17 protein-coding genes are annotated in these 20,167 nt (G+C 70.5%); 12 read left to right on the forward strand and 5 right to left on the reverse strand.

The genetic code is table 11. The annotated features are described in order from the left end of the window. The first annotated feature begins 34 nt into the window (after positions 1–34). A complete protein-coding gene (locus AC1C2W_RS18840) occupies positions 35–1,327 on the forward strand; it encodes an FAD-dependent oxidoreductase (RefSeq protein ID WP_495413988.1) in 1,293 nt (430 codons plus the stop codon). Between the two features lie 37 nt (positions 1,328–1,364). Here AC1C2W_RS18840 and AC1C2W_RS18845 read toward each other — a convergent pair whose 3' ends face one another. From AC1C2W_RS18845 to AC1C2W_RS18860, 4 genes are all read right to left on the reverse strand, one after another. After that, on the reverse strand, positions 1,365–1,862 hold the full coding sequence (locus AC1C2W_RS18845; RefSeq protein WP_495413989.1) for an aminotransferase class IV: 498 nt from the start codon (positions 1,860–1,862) through the stop codon (positions 1,365–1,367). 270 nt (positions 1,863–2,132) lie between these two features. Then, positions 2,133–3,086: a COX15/CtaA family protein gene (locus AC1C2W_RS18850; RefSeq protein ID WP_495391207.1), complete on the reverse strand. Its 954-nt coding sequence runs from the start codon at positions 3,084–3,086 to the stop codon at positions 2,133–2,135. A gap of 97 nt (positions 3,087–3,183) precedes the next feature. Beyond that, positions 3,184–3,984: an ABC transporter permease gene (locus AC1C2W_RS18855; protein ID WP_495413990.1), complete on the reverse strand. Its 801-nt coding sequence runs from the start codon at positions 3,982–3,984 to the stop codon at positions 3,184–3,186. Then, positions 3,981–5,030: an ABC transporter ATP-binding protein gene (locus tag AC1C2W_RS18860; protein ID WP_495413991.1), complete on the reverse strand. Its 1,050-nt coding sequence runs from the start codon at positions 5,028–5,030 to the stop codon at positions 3,981–3,983. The genes AC1C2W_RS18855 and AC1C2W_RS18860 overlap by 4 nt, the downstream gene beginning before the upstream one ends. A 61-nt stretch (positions 5,031–5,091) precedes the next feature. On the opposite strand from AC1C2W_RS18860, the gene AC1C2W_RS18865 reads away from it, so the two are divergent. The 11 genes from AC1C2W_RS18865 to AC1C2W_RS18915 all read left to right on the forward strand — a co-directional run bounded on the left by AC1C2W_RS18865 (position 5,092) and on the right by AC1C2W_RS18915 (position 18,614). After that, positions 5,092–5,718, forward strand: coding sequence for an HdeD family acid-resistance protein (locus AC1C2W_RS18865; protein WP_495413992.1), 627 nt, complete (start codon positions 5,092–5,094; stop codon positions 5,716–5,718). Positions 5,719–5,898: 180 nt separating this feature from the next. Further along, positions 5,899–6,741, forward strand: coding sequence for a helix-turn-helix transcriptional regulator (locus AC1C2W_RS18870; protein ID WP_495413993.1), 843 nt, complete (start codon positions 5,899–5,901; stop codon positions 6,739–6,741). Next, a complete protein-coding gene (sufB, locus tag AC1C2W_RS18875) occupies positions 6,738–8,201 on the forward strand; it encodes a Fe-S cluster assembly protein SufB (RefSeq protein ID WP_495413994.1) in 1,464 nt (487 codons plus the stop codon). Before AC1C2W_RS18870 ends, sufB begins: the two co-directional genes overlap by 4 nt. Beyond that, positions 8,202–9,467: a Fe-S cluster assembly protein SufD gene (gene sufD, locus AC1C2W_RS18880; protein ID WP_495391213.1), complete on the forward strand. Its 1,266-nt coding sequence runs from the start codon at positions 8,202–8,204 to the stop codon at positions 9,465–9,467. It abuts the gene before it with no gap. A 7-nt stretch (positions 9,468–9,474) separates the two neighbouring features. After that, positions 9,475–9,822 (forward strand): non-heme iron oxygenase ferredoxin subunit, encoded by a 348-nt coding sequence (locus AC1C2W_RS18885; protein ID WP_495391214.1) that lies wholly within the window; start codon positions 9,475–9,477, stop codon positions 9,820–9,822. A gap of 50 nt (positions 9,823–9,872) precedes the next feature. Continuing rightward, positions 9,873–10,640 (forward strand): Fe-S cluster assembly ATPase SufC, encoded by a 768-nt coding sequence (sufC, locus tag AC1C2W_RS18890; RefSeq protein ID WP_495391215.1) that lies wholly within the window; start codon positions 9,873–9,875, stop codon positions 10,638–10,640. Between the two features lie 48 nt (positions 10,641–10,688). Next, positions 10,689–12,029 (forward strand): cysteine desulfurase, encoded by a 1,341-nt coding sequence (locus tag AC1C2W_RS18895; RefSeq protein ID WP_495413995.1) that lies wholly within the window; start codon positions 10,689–10,691, stop codon positions 12,027–12,029. Positions 12,030–12,050: 21 nt separating this feature from the next. Further along, positions 12,051–12,530 carry a Fe-S cluster assembly sulfur transfer protein SufU gene (gene sufU, locus AC1C2W_RS18900; protein WP_495413996.1) on the forward strand — a complete coding sequence of 160 codons (480 nt, stop codon included), beginning with the start codon at positions 12,051–12,053 and terminating at the stop codon, positions 12,528–12,530. A 40-nt stretch (positions 12,531–12,570) separates the two neighbouring features. Continuing rightward, complete coding sequence (locus AC1C2W_RS18905; protein WP_495413997.1) at positions 12,571–12,942, forward strand: metal-sulfur cluster assembly factor; 372 nt, start codon at positions 12,571–12,573, stop codon at positions 12,940–12,942. 1,254 nt (positions 12,943–14,196) lie between these two features. Continuing rightward, positions 14,197–15,126 carry a hypothetical protein gene (locus tag AC1C2W_RS18910; protein ID WP_495413998.1) on the forward strand — a complete coding sequence of 310 codons (930 nt, stop codon included), beginning with the start codon at positions 14,197–14,199 and terminating at the stop codon, positions 15,124–15,126. Beyond that, positions 15,111–18,614, forward strand: a complete 3,504-nt coding sequence (locus tag AC1C2W_RS18915) for a DEAD/DEAH box helicase (RefSeq protein ID WP_495413999.1) — start codon at positions 15,111–15,113, stop codon at positions 18,612–18,614. The genes AC1C2W_RS18910 and AC1C2W_RS18915 overlap by 16 nt, the downstream gene beginning before the upstream one ends. 520 nt (positions 18,615–19,134) lie before the next feature. Here AC1C2W_RS18915 and AC1C2W_RS18920 read toward each other — a convergent pair. Beyond that, positions 19,135–19,731, reverse strand: coding sequence for a hypothetical protein (locus tag AC1C2W_RS18920; RefSeq protein ID WP_495414000.1), 597 nt, complete (start codon positions 19,729–19,731; stop codon positions 19,135–19,137). Positions 19,732–20,167 lie beyond the last annotated feature (436 nt).

Below are 20,167 nucleotides of genomic sequence, written 5' to 3' on the forward strand. Positions count from 1 at the left end.
TGACGCGGCAGCGACGTCAACCTAAGTTGACTGCATGACTTCTCCTGCTCGACCCGATGAGACCGATGTCGTCGTCGTGGGTGCTGGGCCGACCGGCCTCTTCCTTGCCGCCGACCTTGCCGAGCGCGGCGTGGGCGTCGTCGTGCTCGAGTCGCGCGACGAGCCCGACGACCTGCCGCGCGCCAACGGGATCGTGGGGCGGTCCGTCCGGTTGCTGGCGGACCGCGGCCTGTACCGCGACCTCGCCCGCGGAGACGGCACATGGGGAGGTTGGTGGCGTCGAGCGGGCACGGGGAACCTGGGCCACAGGCCCCGGCCCGCACCGTCCTTCGGCTACGCCGGCTTCCGGCTCCCGCTGCGCAGGCTCGCCGACAACCCCGTCTACGTGCTGCCCGTCCCGCAGCGGCGCCTCGAGATCGTGCTCGGGGCCAGCGCGACGCGTCACGGTGCCGAGGTCCGGCGAGGAGTCACCGTCACGCACCTGGACGAGGGCGCGGACGGGGTGATGGTGCACCTGCAGGAGGGCGGTGCGTCTTCCGCGCTCCGCGCTGCCTACGTGGTGGGGTGCGACGGCGCGCACAGCACGGTTCGCAAGGCCGCCGGCATCGGGTTCTCCGGCGCCACACGGGGCGACGTCGTCACCCGGCACGGGCACGTGGTCGTCCCGCGCGAGACCCTCACGTCGACGGGTCGCCTGCGCGTCCCCGCCGGCTCGGGGCACCACGTCGACGGGAGCCGTTCCCTGCGTCCGTTCCTGACCCATCGCACCCCGGGCGGCGTCGTCACCTTCGGCGCCTTCGGCCGGGGGCCGCACGTCGTCAGCACCCAGGAGTGGGATCCGCCGGAGGTCGACGGCGACGCCCCGATGACGATCGCCGAGCTGCGGGAGAGCGTGGCCCGCGTCCTGGGCTTCGAGGTGGGCCTCACGGCGCCGGCCGGCCCCGGTCCATACCAGCTGCGCCGCACGCTGAGCCGCAACGCACGGGTGGCCGATACCTTCCGTCGCGGCCGCGTCGTGCTCGCCGGAGATGCCGCGCACGTCTTCACCGGGTACGGCGCCCTGGCGCTGAACGCCGGGCTCCTCGACGTCGGCGAGCTCGGTCCCCTGCTCGCCGACGTCGTCGGCGAGCAGGGGACCGAGAGCGTGCTCGACGACTGGGCCACGCGCCGTGCAGGTGCGGCGCGACGCACCGTGTCGTTCAGCTCCGCTCAGGAGAACCTGTTGGCCCCTGGGCCCGAGGTCACCCGCCGCCGCGCCGACGTCGAGCGGCGCCTGCGCGACCCCCGCCTCCTCGCCGAGCTCGCTCCGGGGATCGCCGGGTTCTGACGATCGTGCCGACCGCGGGTCCGAAGGGGAGCCGGGCCTAGACCGGGTCCCAGGGCAGGGCTGCCACCCGGCGGCGGATCGCGTCGACGTGGGCGGCGGCGTCGGGCAGGGCCGCTCCGTCGACCGACGCGACCGCCACGATCCCGATCGAGTTCACGAGGAAGGCGCCGGCGAACCCGGTCACGTCGCGGAGGTGGACCGGCCGCGTCCGGCTCGTCGTCGTCTCCTCGACCAGCGCCAGGCCGGTGCCGCGCAGGTGCGGGGCGGCGGGCCACACGACGCCGCCGTCCGGGTCGACGAACCCGATGTTCGCGATCGACGACTCGGCCACGGCGCCGTCGTGGCCGGTGAGGAGGGCGTCGTCGTACCCCTCCCGCTCCACGCACCGCGCCCACTGGACCTGGGCGAAGCCGCCCAGGTGCTTGAGGTGTGCGAACGGTCGCAGGTACGGCACGGAGCGTAGGCGCTGCGCCGCGGCGGGCGGGCGGTGCAGGTCGTCGACCTGGACGGCGACGCGGACCGGGTCCCGCAGCACGACCCGCCGGATGCGTCGGCCTGCCCGGCGAGCGCGTGCCGCACGAGCCGGCGCACGCGGTCGTCGTCGAGCGTGGCGTCGAAGATCTCGCGGTGCGCGGCGTCGAGCCTCCGCAGGTGGTGCTCCAGGCCCTGCACGCCGCCGCCGCGGACCTGCATGGCGGTGAAGTGCCCGTAGGTGGTCGCGACCTGCTGGGCCGTCGCGGGGCGGCCGTCGACCTCGATACGCATGCCAGCACGCTAGCGCGGCGCTGCGTGGCGGCGGCGCCGCTCAGCGGGTGCGCAGGCGCAGCACGGCGTTCGCGGTGGCCCAGGTGAGGCATCCCGCGCCGACCAGGTGGGCCCCCACGAGGATCTCGGGCAGGCCGGTGAAGTACTGCACGTAGCCGATGAGCCCCTGCGCGAGGGCGACCCCGAGCAGCAGCCAGGCGCCGCGCCGGGCGCGCAGGATCCGGTCGTCGCCCCGGGCGCGATACAGGAGCACCAGGAGCACCAGGAGCGTGATCAGGAACAGCCAGACCGTCGCCGAGTGCGCGCGGGTGACGGTCAGCGGGTCGAGCGCCAGCCGATAGCCGACCTCGGTGTCACCCGAGTGCGGCCCGGCACCCGTGACGAGCACCCCCAGCGTGACGACGGGGATCAGCAGCAGGCCGAGCAGGGCTCCCACGGTGCTCACCGAACGGGGGCCGACCGGCGCGGGCGGTGCGTCCCCCTCGCCGTGCCGGTTCAGCAGGTAGGCGCTGAACCACACGAGCGCGGCGGAGACGCCGAAGTGCAGCGAGACCCAGCCGGGGTGCAGGTCGAGCAGGACGACGACGCCGCCGATCACCGCCTGGGCCACGACGCCGACCAGCGGTACGACCCCGAGCGCACGGTACGACCGGGTCCGGCTCCGGTCGGTGCACACGAGCAGGAGGACCAGGAGGCCGATGATGCCGAGCACGAACGCCAGGGTGCGGTTCCCGAACTCGATGTACGGGTGGATGGTCGACGCCTGGTGGAACGCGGGGGTGAACTGTCCGGGCTCGCAGTTCGGCCAGGTCGAGCAGCCGAGGCCGGAGTCGGTGAGGCGCACGGCGCCGCCGGTGCCGATGATGAGGATCTGGCCGATGACGTTCGCCAGCAACGCGCCGCGGGTCCAGGGACGGAACCGGGCGAGGCGATCGGTCGTGGCGCCCGGGGCGGCGTCGTTGGCGGGGCGCACGGCAGGACTCGGCGAGGTCACGGGCTCTACGTTATCGCCCCGTTCCAGGCCCCCCTGCCGCTCCCGGGCACCCTGGAGTGTGACCTTGGCCCGGGTCCGCGGCCGGGCCGAGCCGTCGTCACTGCCAGCGGAAGAACCGGGCTGCGGCCCATGCCAGCAGCGCCGTCCAGGCGGCGAGCACCACGACGGCGAGCACGGGCACGCCCGTGCCGAGCAGCGCGCCGCGCATCGCCTCGCCCAGCGCGCCCGACGGTAGGAACGTCGCGAGGTGCGCGAGCGCACCGGGCAGCTGGTCGGGCGGCACGAGCAAGCCGCCGCCGACCACGAGGAGCACGAGCACGAGGTTCGCGACGGCGAGCACGCCCTCGGCGCGGAGCGTGCCGGCCAGCAGCAGCGCGAGCGCGGTGAAGGCCGCCGTCCCGAGGAGCCCGACGCCGATCGCGGGAAGGATCCCCGCCGCCGCGGGCTGCCAGCCGAGCGACAGGGCGACCGCGCCGACCACCACGACCTGCACGAACTCGACGGCCAGCACGCCCAGGAGCTTGCCGGCGAGCAGGCCGCCGCGGCCCAGCGGGGTGGTTGCGAGGAGGCGCAGCACGCCGTTGCGGCGGTCGAACGCGGTCGCGATCGCCTGCGAGGTGAAGGCCGTGGACACGCACGCGAGCGCGAGGACCCCGGGCGTCACGAAGTCGATCCGGTCCAGGCCGCCGGTGTCGATCCCGATGACGCTCGTGCGGGTCAGCCCGAGCAGGACCAGTACCGGCAGCACGATCGTCACCAGAAGCTGCTCGCCGTTGCGCAGGATCGCGCGGGTCTCGAAGCCGGCCTGCGCGAGCACGCGGCTCCGGGCGGGGGCGGCCAAGGGCGCGCCGGGCGGGCGGGCGGACGCGGCGGGGTCGGCGGCGGGGGAGGTGGTCATCGCAGGTGGCGTCCCGTCAGGTCGAGGAAGACGTCCTCCAGCGTGCGGCGCCCCACGGTGAGGCGGCTCGCGAGGACGTCGTGGTCGGCGAGCCAGGCCGCGAGCGCCGCGACCGCCCGCGGCCCGGCAGGGCCCGTGGCGACGTAGGAGCCGGGCTGCGGCTCCGTCACGACCCATGCGTCACTCGGCCCGCTCGGCCCGCTCGGCCCGCTCGGCCCGCCGGCCCCGGCCAGCGCGGCCGCGATCGCGGCCCGGTCCAGGTCCGCGACGGCGTCGAACCGCAGGGTGCGGTCGCCCTGCGCGTCGGTCGCGAGCAGCTCGGGGACGCTGCCCGACGCGATGACGTGCCCCTTGTCGACCACGTGGACGCGGTCGGCCAGGTCCTCCGCCTCGTCCATGAGGTGCGTGGTCAGGACCACGGCCGCGCCCTCGTCGCGGAGCTCCCGCACCAGCTCCCAGACGGCGTGGCGGCTCTGCGGGTCCATCCCGGCGGTGGGCTCGTCGAGGAACACGACCTTCGGGCGCCCGACCACCGCGGCCGCGAGGGCGAGGCGCTGGCGCTGGCCGCCGGACAGGCGGCGCACGGTCGTGCGTGTGAAGGAGCCGATGCCGAGCCGCTCGCCCAGCTCGTCGACGTCGCGGGGGGCGGCGTACATCGCGGCGACGTGCCGCAGCACCTCGCCCGCGCGGGCGCCCGTGGGCAGGCCGCCGTCCTGCAGCATGACGCCCACCCGCGGGCGCAGCGCGCGGGCGTCCGCGACCGGGTCGAGTCCGAGGACCCGCACGGTGCCGCCGTCCGGCACCCGCAGCCCCTCGCAGCACTCCACGGCGGTGGTCTTGCCCGCGCCGTTCGGCCCGAGCACGGCCGTCACGGCGCCGGCGTCCGCGGTGAGGTCCAGACCTGCGACGACGTCGCGCCCGCCGTACCGTTTGACGAGACCGTGCACGTGGACGGCCGCGTCGGCGCCGCCGGCGCGCAGGTCCTCGGCAGGGCGGGCGGGCGACGCGGCGCCGTCCGCACCGGATGGCGCGATCGAGGTGGGCACCGGAAGATTCTACGGACCCGCCGGCCGGCAGGAAGCACCGGCACGAAGATCAGGAGCAGCCATGACGTACAACGTGTTCGCCACGCCCGACGCCGCCGCCCTCGCGCGCCGGCTCTGGTACTGGCCGTTCGTGCGTGGCGTGCTGACCCTGCTCTTCGGCCTGCTCGCGATCCTCCTGCCCGACAAGACCCCGGGCCTGCTGGTGCAGGTGTTCGGCATCTTCGTCGTCGTGGACGGGCTGATCAGCATCGTCGACGGGCTGCGCCGCCGGGGCAGCCAGGCGGGGTCGGCGAACCTGGGCATCGGCATCGTGGCGCTCGTCTTCGGCGCCGTCCTGCTCTTCCTGCCGCAGCTCGCGCTGGGCGTGGTGCTGGTGCTGGTGGCCGTGTGGGCGCTCGCCTTCGGCCTGCTGCAGCTGTTCGTGGTGCCCGCGCTGCGTCGGCGCGGGGGAGCGACGTGGGTGTGGAGCCTGATCACGGGGCTGCTCCTGGTGGCGCTGGCGGTCGTCTGCTTCACCAACCCGGGCGGCACCATCGCCGCGATGTCGGTGATCATCGGCGCCTTCGCGGTGGCCATCGGCATCGCGCTGATCGTGCTCGGGCTGCGGATGCGGAAGTTCGGGTCGGGCGCTCGCGGGCCCCGCCCGGGCGAGGTGATCGAGGGGCGGGTCGTCGACGACACCGAATGACCGACGTCTCCGACGTGACGTTGGCGACAGCCGGCCCGCGAGAGGCCCGTCAAGCGAGCCGGGTGAGGCATGCCTTGCTTGACATCCTGGATTACGCAACAAGGATGTTACCTATATCGACGACGTCGCCGGGGAGAGTTGTGCCCCCGGTTGATCCAGGAGCCGGACGGGGGTGAGCGCATGTCGACCAGCACCGTATCCAGCACGGAGCACGGCACGGAGCGTCGAGTGCCCGGGCGTCCTGACACGCGCACGCTCGACGGGACCTCCGACCACGACGGCACCACGCGGCGCCGCGTGCTGGAGCTCGTCGCCGGCCAGGGCCCTGTGACCGCGGGCGAGCTCGCCGACCGTCTCGGCCTCACCTCCGCCGCGGTGCGCCGCCACCTGGCCTGCCTCGAGGACGACGACACCATCGCGGTACACGACGGCGGACCGGCGTCGGGCCGCCGCGGCCGCCCGGCCCGGCGGTACGTCGTCAGCGCTCGCGGCCAGTCGGACCTGTCGGGCGGCTACTCCGAGCTGGCGGCGCAGGTCATGCGCTACCTCCGCGACGCCGGCGGCCCGGACGCGGTGGCGCGGTTCGCGTCCGACCGGTACGACGCGGTAGTGCGGCGGTACGCCCCGCGCCTCACCGCCACCGACCCGCAGGAGCGTGCCGGCCAGCTTGCCGGCCTGCTGTCCGCCGACGGCTACGCGGCCTCGGTGCGACCGGTCGCCGGGCCGCTGCTCCCGACCGTCCAGCTGTGCCAGGGCCACTGCCCGGTGCAGCACGTCGCCGAGGAGTTCTCCGAGCTCTGCGAGGCCGAGGCCAAGGCGTTCTCCGAGCTTCTCGGCACCCATGTCCAGCGCCTCGCGACGATCGCCGGCGGAGCCCACGCGTGCGTGACCAACGTGCCCGTGGGACAGCCGGCCACGCCCGGCCCGGGCACCCCGACCATCCCGTCGATCATTCCCTCGACCATCCACGGACTCCCCACCCCCGCGGTCCGCCGCGGCGGCCCGCAGGAAGGAACACGATGAGCGCTCCCACCCAGGACGCCGCCCAGACGGCACCGGATCAGAGCACCGACAAGCGGTCCGATGAAGAGATCATCGACTCGATCGGTGCGTACCAGTTCGGCTGGCACGACGACGACGCCGCCGGCGAGGCCGCGCAGCGCGGCCTGAACGAGGACGTCGTCAAGAACATCTCGGAGCTGAAGGACGAGCCCGAGTGGATGCGGAAGCTGCGCCTCAAGGCGCTGCGCCTGTTCGGCAAGAAGCCGATGCCGAACTGGGGCGCGGACCTCACCGGGATCGACTTCGACCGGATCAAGTACTTCGTGCGCTCCACGGAGAAGCAGGCCACGTCCTGGGATGACCTGCCCGAGGACATCAAGGAGACGTACGACAGGCTCGGCATCCCCGAGGCGGAGAAGCAGCGCCTCGTCGCCGGTGTCGCCGCGCAGTACGAGTCCGAGGTCGTCTACCACCAGATCAACGAGGAGCTCGAGAAGCAGGGCGTCATCTTCCTCGACACCGACACCGCGCTGCGCGAGCACCCTGAGCTGTTCCAGGAGTACTTCGGCACGGTGATCCCGGCCGGTGACAACAAGTTCGCCGCGCTGAACTCGGCCGTCTGGTCCGGCGGGTCGTTCGTCTACGTGCCGCCGGGCGTGCACGTGGAGATCCCGCTGCAGGCCTACTTCCGGATCAACACCGAGAACATGGGCCAGTTCGAGCGGACGCTGATCATCGCGGACGAGGGCTCCTACGTGCACTACGTGGAGGGCTGCACCGCCCCGATCTACTCCTCCGACTCGTTGCACTCGGCCGTCGTCGAGATCATCGTGAAGAAGAACGCCCGCGTGCGCTACACGACCATCCAGAACTGGTCGAACAACGTGTACAACCTGGTGACCAAGCGCGCCACGGCCGCCGAGGGCGCCACCATGGAGTGGGTCGACGGCAACATCGGCTCCAAGGTCACGATGAAGTACCCGGCGATCTACCTGCTGGGCGAGCACGCCAAGGGCGAGACGCTGTCCATCGCCTTCGCGGGCGAGGGCCAGCACCAGGACGCGGGCGCCAAGATGGTGCACGCCGCGCCCCGCACGTCGAGCTCCATCGTGAGCAAGTCGGTGGCCCGCGCCGGCGGCCGTACGTCGTACCGCGGCCTGGTGCAGGTGCTCGAGGGCGCCGAGCACTCGGCGTCGACGGTGCTGTGCGACGCGCTGCTGGTCGACCAGATCTCCCGGTCCGACACCTACCCGTACGTCGACGTCCGCGAGGACGACGTGTCCATGGGGCACGAGGCGACGGTCTCGCGGGTGAGCGAGGACCAGCTGTTCTACCTCATGTCCCGAGGCATGGAGGAGACCGAGGCGATGGCCATGATCGTGCGCGGGTTCGTCGAGCCCATCGCGCGCGAGCTGCCCATGGAGTACGCCCTCGAGCTCAACCGCCTCATCGAGCTGCAGATGGAAGGGTCCGTCGGCTAAATGACTGCACAGCCCATCACTACTGACCACTCGCGTGCCGTTGCCGACGGCGCCCACTCCCACGCCTTCGGGCAGGGTGTCGTGCCGCAGGGCTCGCGCGCCGAGCGCGTGACCTCGTTCGACCTCGCCGACATCCCCGTGCCCTCAGGGCGCGAGGAGGAATGGCGCTTCTCGCCCGTCGCGCGGTTGCGGCCGCTGTTCGCCGAGGACCTGGGCGCCGGCGGCGTCCTGACCACGGTCGTCGAGGCGCCCGAGGTCAAGGTCGAGATCGTCGCGCACGACGACGCCCGCCTGGGCACCGCCGGGAAGCCGGGGGACCGCACCGCGGTCACGGCGTGGAACTCGGCCGCAGAGGCGACCGTCATCACCATCCCGGCGGAGGCCGTCGCGACCGACGTGACGTCCGTGCGCATCGAGGGCGTCACCAAGGACGCCACCGCGCAGCACCTCCTGGTCCACGCGGAGCACCACGCCGAAGGCGTCGTCGTCATCGACCACCGCGGCGACGCGACGCTCACCCAGACCGTCGAGGTCGTCGTCGACGACGGCGCGCACCTTACGCTCGTCACCGTGCAGGACTGGGCCGACGGGGCGGTGCACGCCTCCAGCCACCGGGCCCGCATCGGCCGCGACGCAAAGCTCAAGCACGTCGTCGTGACGTTCGGCGGCGACGTCGTGCGACTCACGCCGGACGCGACGTTCACCGGCGAGGGTGGCGAGGTCGAGATGGTCGGGCTGTACTTCGCCGACGCCGACCAGCACCAGGAGCACCGGCTCTTCGTCGACCACGCCGTGCCGAACTGCAAGTCGCGCGTCGCCTACAAGGGCGCCCTGCAGGGTGCCGGAGCCCACGTGGTGTGGGTCGGGGACGTGCTGATCCAGGCCGAGGCGGCCGGCACCGACACCTACGAGCTGAACCGCAACCTCGTGCTCACGGACGGCGCCCGCGCCGACTCGGTGCCGAACCTGGAGATCGAGACCGGCGAGATCGCCGGCGCGGGCCACGCGTCCGCCACCGGCCGGTTCGACGACGAGCAGCTCTTCTACCTCATGGCGCGTGGCATCCCGGAGGTCGACGCCCGTCGGCTCGTGGTGCGCGGCTTCTTCGCAGAGCTGATCGAGCAGATCGGTGTCGCGTCGGTCGAGGAGCGGCTGCTCGCCTCGATCGAGGCCGAGCTGGAGAAGTCGATGAGCGCCATCACCGGCGTCGCGCCGACTGAGCCGACTGAGCCGACAGCGCCGGCGGTGCCGGCAGAGGCGGTGTGACCCTGCGATGACCTCCCAGCTTGCCTGCATGGCCGACGACCTCGCCCCCGAGGAGGCCATGCTCGTGGAGCTCGACGGCGCGGACGGGGGGCCGGTCCCGGTCGCCGTCGTCCGCGACGCCGACGGCGGCTGGCACGCCATCTCCGACATCTGCTCGCACGGACAGGTCTCCCTGTCCGACGGGGAGGTCGAGGGCTGCCTCGTCGAGTGCTGGCTGCACGGCTCGCAGTTCGACCTGCGCTCCGGCAAGCCGGTGCAGCTCCCCGCGACGCAGCCCGTGCCGGTCTACCCGGTGACCGTGGACGGCGACCGCATCCTGGTCGACGTCGACGAGCCGCTCGCCGTCGCGTCGTGACCACCTCGGCAACCCCCATTCTTCGCAACACAGACCTGGAGACACTCAACATGTCCACCCTGGAGATCCGCGACCTGCACGTCAGCGTCGAGACCAAGGAAGGCGCCAAGCCGATCCTGCGCGGCGTCGACCTCACCATCAAGAGCGGCGAGACGCACGCCATCATGGGGCCCAACGGCTCCGGCAAGTCCACGCTCGCCTCCGCCCTCGCGGGCCACCCGAAGTACCAGGTGACCTCGGGCACCGTGACGCTCGACGGCGAGGACCTCCTCGCGATGACCGTCGACGCCCGCGCCCGCGCCGGCCTGTTCCTCGCGATGCAGTATCCGGTCGAGGTGCCGGGCGTGTCCGTGGCGAACTTCCTGCGCACCGCCAAGACCGCCATCGACGGCGAGGCGCCCGCCCTGCGTACGTGGGGCAAGGAGGTCAAGGGTGCGATGGAGAACCTCCGCATCGACTCGACCTTCGCCGAGCGCTCCCTCAACGAGGGCTTCTCCGGCGGCGAGAAGAAGCGCCACGAGATCCTGCAGATGGAGCTCTTCAAGCCGCGCTTCGCCGTCCTCGACGAGACCGATTCCGGCCTGGACGTCGACGCCCTGCGCGTCGTGTCCGAGGGCGTGAACCGCGCCAAGGCGGACACCGACGTCGGCGTGCTGCTCATCACGCACTACACGCGCATCCTGCGCTACATCAAGCCCGACTTCGTGCACGTCTTCGTCGACGGCAACATCGCCGAGGAGGGCGGCCCCGAGCTCGCGGAGCAGCTCGAGGAGAACGGGTACGACAAGTACGTCGGCACCGGCGCGACGATGGCCTGAGTCACCGTCACCAGCGCCGTCACCAGCGCCGTCACCCAGGAGGACGAGATGACCACCGACACCGTGCGCCCGTCCGGGGCCGCCGGAGGCCGCGAGCCCGGCGTCCTCGGCGCGGCGGAGCTCGCCGCCGTGCGGGCGGACTTCCCGCTGCTCGAGCGCACGGTGCGCGGTCGGCCGCTCGTCTACCTGGACTCGGCCGCGACATCGCAGAAGCCGAACGTGGTGCTCGAGGCCGAGGTCGACTTCTACGAGCAGCGCAACGCGGCCGTGCACCGCGGCGCGCACCAGCTCGCCGAGGAGGCGACGGAGGCGTTCGAGGATGCCCGGGCCGCCGTGGCCGGGTTCGTCGGCGCGGACGAGGGCGAGATCGTCTGGACCCCCGGCGCGACGGCGGCGCTCAACCTCGTGGCCTACGCGCTGGCGAACGCGACCGCCGGGCGCGGGGGAGCGGCCGCGGAGCGGTTCCGCCTCGCGCCGGGCGACGAGATCGTCGTCACGGAGGCGGAGCACCACTCGAACCTCGTGCCGTGGCAGGAGCTGTGCGCCCGCACCGGCGCCGTCCTGCGCTGGTTCGGGGTGGACCCTTCGACGGGCTCAGGGCAGGCGGGCCGGCTCGACCTGTCCGACATCGGCCGCGTGATCACCGACCGCACCCGCGTGGTGGCGTTCGGGCACGTGTCGAATGTGACCGGTGCGATCGCGCCCGTCGCCGAGCTGGTGGCGGCCGCGCGGCGCGTCGGCGCCCTCACCGTGCTCGACGCCTGCCAGTCGGTGCCCCACCTGCCCGTGGACGTGCACGCGCTGGGCGTGGACTTCGCGGCGTTCAGCGCGCACAAGATGCTCGGCCCCACCGGCGTGGGCGTGCTGTACGGGCGGCGCGAGCTGCTGGAGGCCATGCCGCCCGTCACCACGGGCGGGTCCATGGTCGAGGTCGTCACGATGGCCGAGACCACCTACGCCCCGCCGCCGCAGCGCTTCGAGGCCGGCACGCAGATGGTCGCCCAGGCGGTGGGCATGGGGGTCGCGGCGCAGTGGCTCGGCGAGCTGGGGATGGACCGGGTGGCCCGGCACGAGCGCGAGCTCACGGCCGAGCTGGTGCGGATCGGGGAGATCCCGGGCGTGCGGATCGTCGGCCCGACGGACACCCGCGACCGGCTCGCGGTCGTGTCCTTCGTCGTCGACGGCGTGCACGCGCACGACGTCGGGCAGGTGCTGGACGACCGGGGGATCGCGGTGCGGGTGGGGCACCACTGCGCGCAGCCGCTGCACCGCCGGTTCGGCGTGGCCGCCACCGCGCGGGCCTCCGCCTCGGTGTACACCACCACCGAGGAGATCGCGGCGTTCCGGGAAGCATTGGGGGGCGTGCGTGCGTTCTTCGGTGTGGACTGACGACAGGCGGGAAGGACGGCAGTGAGCTCTCTGGAGCAGATGTACCAGCAGGTGATCCTGGACCACGCGAAGCGCCCGCACGGCCGGGGCCTCGTGGAGGCGCCCGGCGACCACCGGTCGGGGGAGTCGCACCAGGTCAACCCGACCTGCGGCGACGAGATCACGCTGCGCGTGGACGTCCGGGACGACGAGTCCGGCGCCACCGTGGCCGGCGTCTCTTGGGAAGGCCAGGGCTGCTCGATCTCGCAGGCCTCGGCGTCCGTGATGACCGAGCTCGTCACGGGCCAGGACCTGGCGGAGGTCGCGCGGCTGGACGCCGTCTTCCATGCGCTGATGGGCTCGCGGGGCAAGGGGCTCGACGACGAGGACGCGCTCGACGCGCTCGGCGACGCGAGCGCGTTCACCGGCGTCTCGCAGTACCCCGCCCGTATCAAGTGCGCGCTGCTCGGCTGGGCGGCGCTCAAGGACTCGCTCGCCCGCAGCGGCGCGCTGGCGGACTGACACCCGGGGCCGCACGCCGGCCCGGACACCGGAGGAGACCATGACCGAGAACACGACCGACGCGGGCCCTGCCCCCGTCGACGCACCCGTCGCGGCGCCCACACCGACCACGGCCGCCGACGTCGAGGAGGCGATGCGCGACGTCATCGACCCCGAGCTGGGCATCAACGTGGTGGACCTCGGCCTGGTCTACGGCGTCCAGGTGGACCAGAACAACCACGTGACGATCGACATGACCCTGACGTCGGCGGCGTGCCCGCTGACGGACGTCATCGAGGACCAGTCCTCGCAGGCGCTCGAGGGGCTCGTCGACGGCTTCCGCGTGAACTGGGTCTGGATGCCGCCGTGGGGCCCGGAGAAGATCACCGACGAGGGCCGCGAGCAGCTGCGGATGCTGGGCTTCAACGTCTGACCGAAAAGTCAGATATGTCGGATTAACGGCGATCTCATCCTGGGCGGGACAGAATCCGTCGTGTCTCGTGGGCTCCACCGGGTCGAGGCTGATGAAGGCGGGCTGGTCCCATCGCAGTCCTGCAGCAAGTTGGTCGTGACCCGGCGCCGATCACGTGGTGCGGAGTCGCTGGTTTGAAGCGGGTATTGCCACCCGTGAGAAGAGGCCCCCTGACCAGCGGAAACGCCAGTCAGGGGGCCTTCTTCGTGTGTGCTGCGTGACCAGGCGCAACTCTCTGACCTGCGCTGATGTTGGTCCCACAGATTCGAGTTCTGAGTTCCAGCGTTGTCCAACGCGCTGACCTGCGTGTCGAGGTTTCGACGTATGGCGCCGCGGATGGTCGCAGAAGGGCCGCAAAGCCCTGGCCGTGCCCCAGAGTTGGCGCATCTGTCCATTCCTGAGGGCCTGCCGTGAACGCTCTCTGCTCGAAGGTTCTTGTGTCGTGTCAGGTGGTCGGTGCAGGTCAGTGATGGGTGCGTCGCGGCGGTGGTGGTGAGAGCAGTGGGTCAGTGGCGTTCCGAAGAGGTCGGGCGGCTGTCTTGTAGGACATCCAAGCCGCGACCGGAAGTCAGATGGCCCCAGGCGTGCAGCAGTTCCTTCCGGGCCGTGGGCCTTGGGGTCGTTTGGGACGGCGGGAGGCTCGGGGAGAACTCCGTCCTGGCGTCCCGATCCTGCTCACGTGGCGAGCGGTTTCACCCGGGAATGTCCATTGTCGTCGCGTGAGGCAACGGTAGCCTCGCGGGATGGAGGTCGTCGTCCCGATCCTGGTTGCATTCGTGCTCTTCTGGCTCGCAGGGAGGGCGTCTCGCCGGCGGCGCGACCAGGCGCCATCTGCCTCGGCGCCGTCCCCCTCAGCGACACCTACATCGGCCCCGGGTACCCCAAGCTCGAGCGGAGCGACGTCCAAGTCGAGTCCACCGATGCCAGCCCCAGGCTGCGAGACCCTGACGCTGCGGTGGTTCGAGATTTGGGCTCGTCGACACAGCCGCCGACGTAACTCCCGTAGGACCCCGCCGCAGTTGAGGCGTGGGGCCTTCGGGAGCGAGAAGGACGGTCCACGGACGCGTCGCGGGCAGTTCAGCCCACGCCGTGTGGGAGGACTACGAGATGATCCGACCGTGACGACGCTGCTCAGGGGTCTGCACCGTGAAGGGGAACGCCCTCACGCCACCGACCCAGTGCCGGTCTCGCGGCCCAGCTCGAGGGTGGGCGCTCATGACGACATCTGACGTGCCCGTCGGCTCGTCCATGGCACCTGCCCCCGCCGATCCGACGCCTGGCCAGTCGGAGGAGTTCGCGCGAACCAGCAACCGACTGTCGGTCCACGACTACCTGCCCCGGACCTTCCACGATGGCGCCGCCGGAGCAGGCAAGGTCGAGTGGACCTCCCACGTCTCAGTGAACCTCACCCCCGAAGAGACCGGCGCGCTCGCCTGGGTGATGATCGAGGCGATCATGCAGGCTCGCTTCGGTCCTGCCACCCAGCTGTACGACGCCTGGCGACAGCACACGCTCGCGAGCACGAAGATCCCCTCGCCGACCAACCGCACCATTGCGTCGTTCATTGAGCCGGTGTTCGGCTTGCCTGGCGCCGAGAAGAGCCAGGATCACCTCCACGGCCACATCGGCGAGTGGCTCTGGCATCAGCTCACGAAGGACAGCCCCGCGGTGCGGGTACAGTCCGACCCGAAGGGCGATGTCACCGACGCCGGGGGTGACGGCTTCTCAATCTACGAGAACGGCATGGGTGCACTTCGGTTTCGGCTCTGGGAGAGTAAGAAGAACACTGGCTCCGGGTCGCTTTCTACCAGCCTCAACGAGGCGTACAACCAGCTGGCCGAGTCTGGTCAGCGGTACGTCGCCAAGATCGTCGGCACTTTCATACAGGTCTCGAACGACATCTCCGACGAGATGGTGGCCTTCATCACCGAAGTTCCCGCCGCATGGACGCAGGGCGACGAACTGGTGGGCGCTGGGGTGACGCTCGCGACGCACCAGGCACTGCCCGAGGCGCCGTTTAGGAGGATGTCGGCCAAGTTGCCGCTGCTCGACAAGCCGGGTCAACTCCGCGGCCTCGTCACCAGCGTCAGCTGCTACGACAAACTCGCCAAGACGGTGCGGAGGTACGCGTGGACCGCGCTCTAGCCGCTGAGCATCTCAACGCCGCCTTCGGCGATGACCAGCTCAGCGAGCTCCCGACCGTCGCGGAACTCACCATCCTGATCGCCGAGCTCGAGATCGAGCTGGTACGCGGCCTCACCGAGACCGGGTTCCGCGCCGACCTCTCACCGCTGCGACGCACTGCGTGGTACCTGCACGGGATCGCCTCGACCGCCGAGGCGTCTAGGTACCCACTTGAACAGCGGCACCGCGCGTTCGCCGTCAGCGCTCACGTCCTCGACCTCCTCCTCGAAGATTCTGCCGAGGTCGGCCGGATCAGACTGACCACCGCGTTCGCCGCGCAGGTGGGCTACCATCGCGCCGACGAGAGCCCGAACGCCGGCGCGGTCCACCGCAAGATGCGTGAAGTCCTGAGCGAGCCGCCCGAGTTCGCAGACGGCGCAGACATCGCCCTTCACGCCGGGATCATGTTCCTCGGCCTGGACATGACGACGCTCAACCGAAGTTTGCGCACGTGGGCGACCACCGCGGCCGCGCTGACACGCGGGGCCCAGCTCGACAGCCTGGACGGCACGATGTTCGGCCCCACGCAGCGGCTCCTGCGCGGCATCTCCGACCTCGTTAGGTACCTGCGGGAAGGCAACGCCGACGCGCTCCAAGTCGCCCGCGGCCACCTGCGGCTCGTCGCCAAGGGGGAGGTCGGCCTGAGTGACCTAGATACCCGCTGGGTCGCCGCGCACCTACTCGTATTGGCGGACGGGCTCGGCGAGAGCAGCGTCTGGGCGGTACTGCCGCCGGACGTTCCTGCTGCCGTGAAGCAGGCGTTCACCCTGGACCGGCAGCCCGTTCTGACGCTCTGGCCACCCCAGCGGAGCCTCGTTGCGCACCCGACGATGAGTCCGCTTGACCAGGCGACGTCGAGGCTGCTCGTTTCCGTCCCAACGAGTGCCGGCAAGACACTGCTGGCGCAGTTGATCATCTGCGCGCACACGGCACAGGACGACCTGGATGTCTGCTACGTGACACCACTGAGAAGCCTCGGCCGAGAGATGCGCCAAGCGCTTCGGTCTCGGCTGAGGTACCTCGACCGACGGCTCGGCGCAGACCTTCCTGACGGCTTCGGAGCGCAAGACCTCATCAGCGCGGGCCTGATGGACACCGACGAGGACTCCGGCCAGCTGCCGCAGGTCGAGGTGATGACGCCTGAGCGCCTCATGAATGCATTGCGGCAGTCGCCGCAGGACGTGCTGAGCCGGTTCAGCCTGTTCATCATCGACGAGGTGCACCTGATCGCGCAGTCCGGAGGCCGCGGACTGCTGCTCGAAGGGCTGCTGTCGTTGCTGGACGCTAGCGGCGCGCGTCTGATGCTGCTCTCAGGCGTGATGGGCAATGCCGCCTCCCTCGCCGCGTGGACATCGGCCGGGCAATCGGACGTGCTGTTCACCGACGACTGGCGCGCGCCCCGTCGGTTGCACGTGCTGACGGCCACAGACAAGATCGAGGAGAGTCGGACGGTAATGCCAGGTAGACGTGGTGCGCCGGAGAAGATCCGGTACGACCTACGTGCCCGTCTCGCCGTCCGCCCGACGAGCGACACCCTGCGACACCTTGTTACCGGCAACGACACTCCGATCGGCCAACTCGTCGTCGGCCCAGACAACAAGCGCAGGACAGGCAAAGGCAACACTTCGCCCGCGTACGTGACGACGGCCAGGACAGCAACGCTGCTGCTCCGCGCCGGCAGCCTGCTCATGGTCGTGTCTCAACGCGCCACCGCTCGCGAGGCAGCTAAGGTCATGGCGGCCGAGCTAGAGGACGACCCACGTGCGCAGGGCCTCGCTGATGCTCTTGCCATACGTCTCGGTGCCGATCACCCCTTGATCGGCACCGTCCGCAAGGGCGTCGCGTACCACCACGCCGGTCTGCCCGTCGAAGTGCAGGAAGCGGTCGAGGACGCGATCCGCAGCGAGACGATCCGGGCCGTGGTCGCCACGAGCACCCTCACCGACGGTGTCAACCTTCCAGTCCGAACCGTAGTCATCGCAACGACCGAGTACGAGGGCCAGGATCCCGGTCAACGGATGTCCGCCGCGCAGCTGCTCAACGCAGTCGGCCGTGCTGGCCGAGCCGGCAAGGAGTCCGAGGGCTGGATCGTGCTCGCCCTGCAGAAGTCTCTGGCCAACAGCGACTTTGATCGGCTGACGCCCGCGCCGACCGAGTTGGAGGTCCGTTCGACCTTAGCCCAAGGAAGTGCCCTCGACGCCCTTGCGGAAGCAGAGGCGCTAGTCGCCCAAACGCACGACGCGATCATGCAGCTACCCCCCGATCGGGAGGCCGGCGGTTTCGTCAACTATGTCTGGTTCATCCTTCACGCACTCGATCTCGTCCCAGACCTCGCCAACACCCGGACCTGGCGAGAGGTCGTCTCGCGACTGTTCGCTTTCACACAGCTCTCCGACGACCTAAGGGCGCGGTGGCTGGAACTCGCCGACGTAGTGGCCGCGCGGTATGCGCAGACTCCGGAAGCCTCCCGTCGTCGGTGGGCACAGGCTGGCACGAGCTTGGGATCAGCGGCTGTCATCGAGTCGATCGCCACCTCACTAGCCGACCAGGCACAGCTCGTTGAAGGTCTGGATGTCCGTACGCTCGACGAGACCCTCGACCTCCTCGCCCAGCAGGACGTGTACGCCCAACTCCTCCGGTTGCCTGAGGGGGCCAAGCACTGGCGCTTCCGAATCACGCCGAAGGGCGCACCTGTCGAGGTGGCCGCTGAGGCAGTCGTTCGCGACTGGATCGGTGGCCGTGACCTCACCGAGCTCGCCGACACGCACCTGTCCACGGTGCCAGAGCCAGCGTTCCGCCTTGAACAGATGGTCGACGGCATCAGCGAAGGGGTACAGCACTTTCTTTCTTGGACCATCGGTCTCGTCTTCGCGCAGGCGAACGACATACTGATGTCACGTTTGAGCCCAGTTCAGCTGTTCCCAAACACCGCCGCGCACCTCCGGTACGGCGTCGACACGCCCCTCGCCATAAATCTCCTCGTCCGAGATGTGAAGTCCCGGACCCTAGCCCGCGATCTCGGCCGAATCGCACGCGACAACGATCTCGACGAGGCGGGGTTGCGTGACTACCTGAGCGAGCAGCACATCCGCGGCTGGCGCACTCAACTCGGAGCGACGCCGACCGACGTGCTCGATCTCCTGCAGTACGTGCAAGGGCGAGACCGACACAAGCTCGGCGAGATGATGGCCACCGGTTCGGTCACGGCACAATGCCTCCTCAGCAGCGACGGGGCCGATGGACTCAGGTCGGTGACTATTGTCGCCTCAGACGAAGGGGATGAGCTCAACATCGTGGGCGTGAACGGCTCAATCTTGGGTTCGATCGTCGCACGGGATCACGCCGGCGTCGCGGCAGTCCTCGATAGCGGCCTGCTTCTTGACTTCCACCTACAGGGCACTACGGTGACTATGACACGCGCAGTCGAAGGTCAATTCAGCTTCACCTAAGCCCACAGCCGTTAGGAGTCCTCGACCAGTCCACAAGGCGCGGCTCTAGTGGACGGGGACTGCTGCACGGATTAGGTGACAGCGGTTCTCAGACGGCGAGTGCGACCTGAATGGTCACGATGGCTTCGTACTCGATGGGGGTCAAGTGGCCGAGGCGGGTCGGGCGGCGGTGCCGGTGGACGCGCCCTGGGTGCGGCAGATGGCTGAGTCTGTCCGTGCCGAGGGTGGGGGAGGCGATTACCGCACCGAATCGGGCGGGTACGACCAGCTCGGGTTCGGCACGCTGATGCACTACCGCTAGACCCACCGGCCGTTCGCCCCATAAGCCCCGCTTCCGGAGCGTTGGGGCGAACGGCCCGCGCAGTACCGGGCCGTGGCGAGAATGTAGGGTCGGCGCGCGGTCGGGCATTGTGCCTGATCGTGGCCGGGCCGGCCTAGACGGGGGAATTGTGGTCACGGTGAACGACGTCGCGCGTGCTGCCGGCGGGCGCTCGATGCGCCGGTCGTCGAACTCAGGTTGCTACGCCTCGAATCCGAGTCGACGGCGCAGGGCGTCGTCGCGCATGCCTGCAGCGGACCACAGCACTTGGCGAACCCTCTGGATCAGCAACTCGTCGAGCTGGCCTCCGTAGTAGTGGGCTGCGTGGCTGGCCGCAACGCTCGCCGACTCGACCGACGTGGCGAGCCAGACAAACGAGTACGAGTCGCCGTGTACTCCAGGGTTGACCGGCCCCAGACCCAGCGCGAAACGAAGCACCTCGCGCTCTTGACCGTGGGTCACAGAGGACAAGGCGCGCCATGCGAACTCGACGTCGCCCAAGTACGCGCCCCGCACCTTCCGGGGATCGATGCGCGGGGCGATCATGTTTTTATCCGGCACGAGGTTTCCGGCCTTGTTCCGCTTCGTGGCGAACTCAAAGCCGTCCGCCTCGGCTGCCGCACGTAGCTCGGCTTGCCGTGCCAGCAAGCCTGTCGAGTCGTCTCCGTCGGCGATTTCCTCGCGGATCGCGTCCATCAGGAAGTTGAATGCGCGCCGGGTGCGCTCTCGGCTATCGAGGTCGGGCTCCAGCAGGTACGCCGCGCGCGTCGAAACGTCCAGGAGTGTCCGCGCGAGCACGAGTAGGGAACGCCTCGACCCTTCTACAGCTGCAAGCGAGCCGATTCCGGCAAGGTGGTCCCGCGTCGCAGTGACGTAACCGTCTGCGACTTCGTTGGTGAGTTTGCCGTTGGGGTTGAGGTACAGCGTCCCCGAGACGTCGCCCGGCGAGAAGGGTGCGGGTCGAGCGGGTGCATGCCGAACCGCTCCGTGTCGCGCCCGCCCCATAGCGCTTCGACCAGTTCCTCCTCGAGCGCGAGGAGATGTTGAGCGACGTCCCGCAGGCTGGGGCGCGCTGCAGCCAACTCGCGGCCTTGTGCGGCGCCCTCCCTGAGCCAGCGCAGGAAGGCATCGGGGTCTGTCGCTGGGTCGGGGAAGTCATGGGCCACGGTCTGATCCTGGCACGCGCGTGACGCCTTGGGTCACGCGCGTGGCCATCACGCGGGGTGAACTCGGG

This window comes from Isoptericola sp. Y581 (assembly GCF_059445475.1).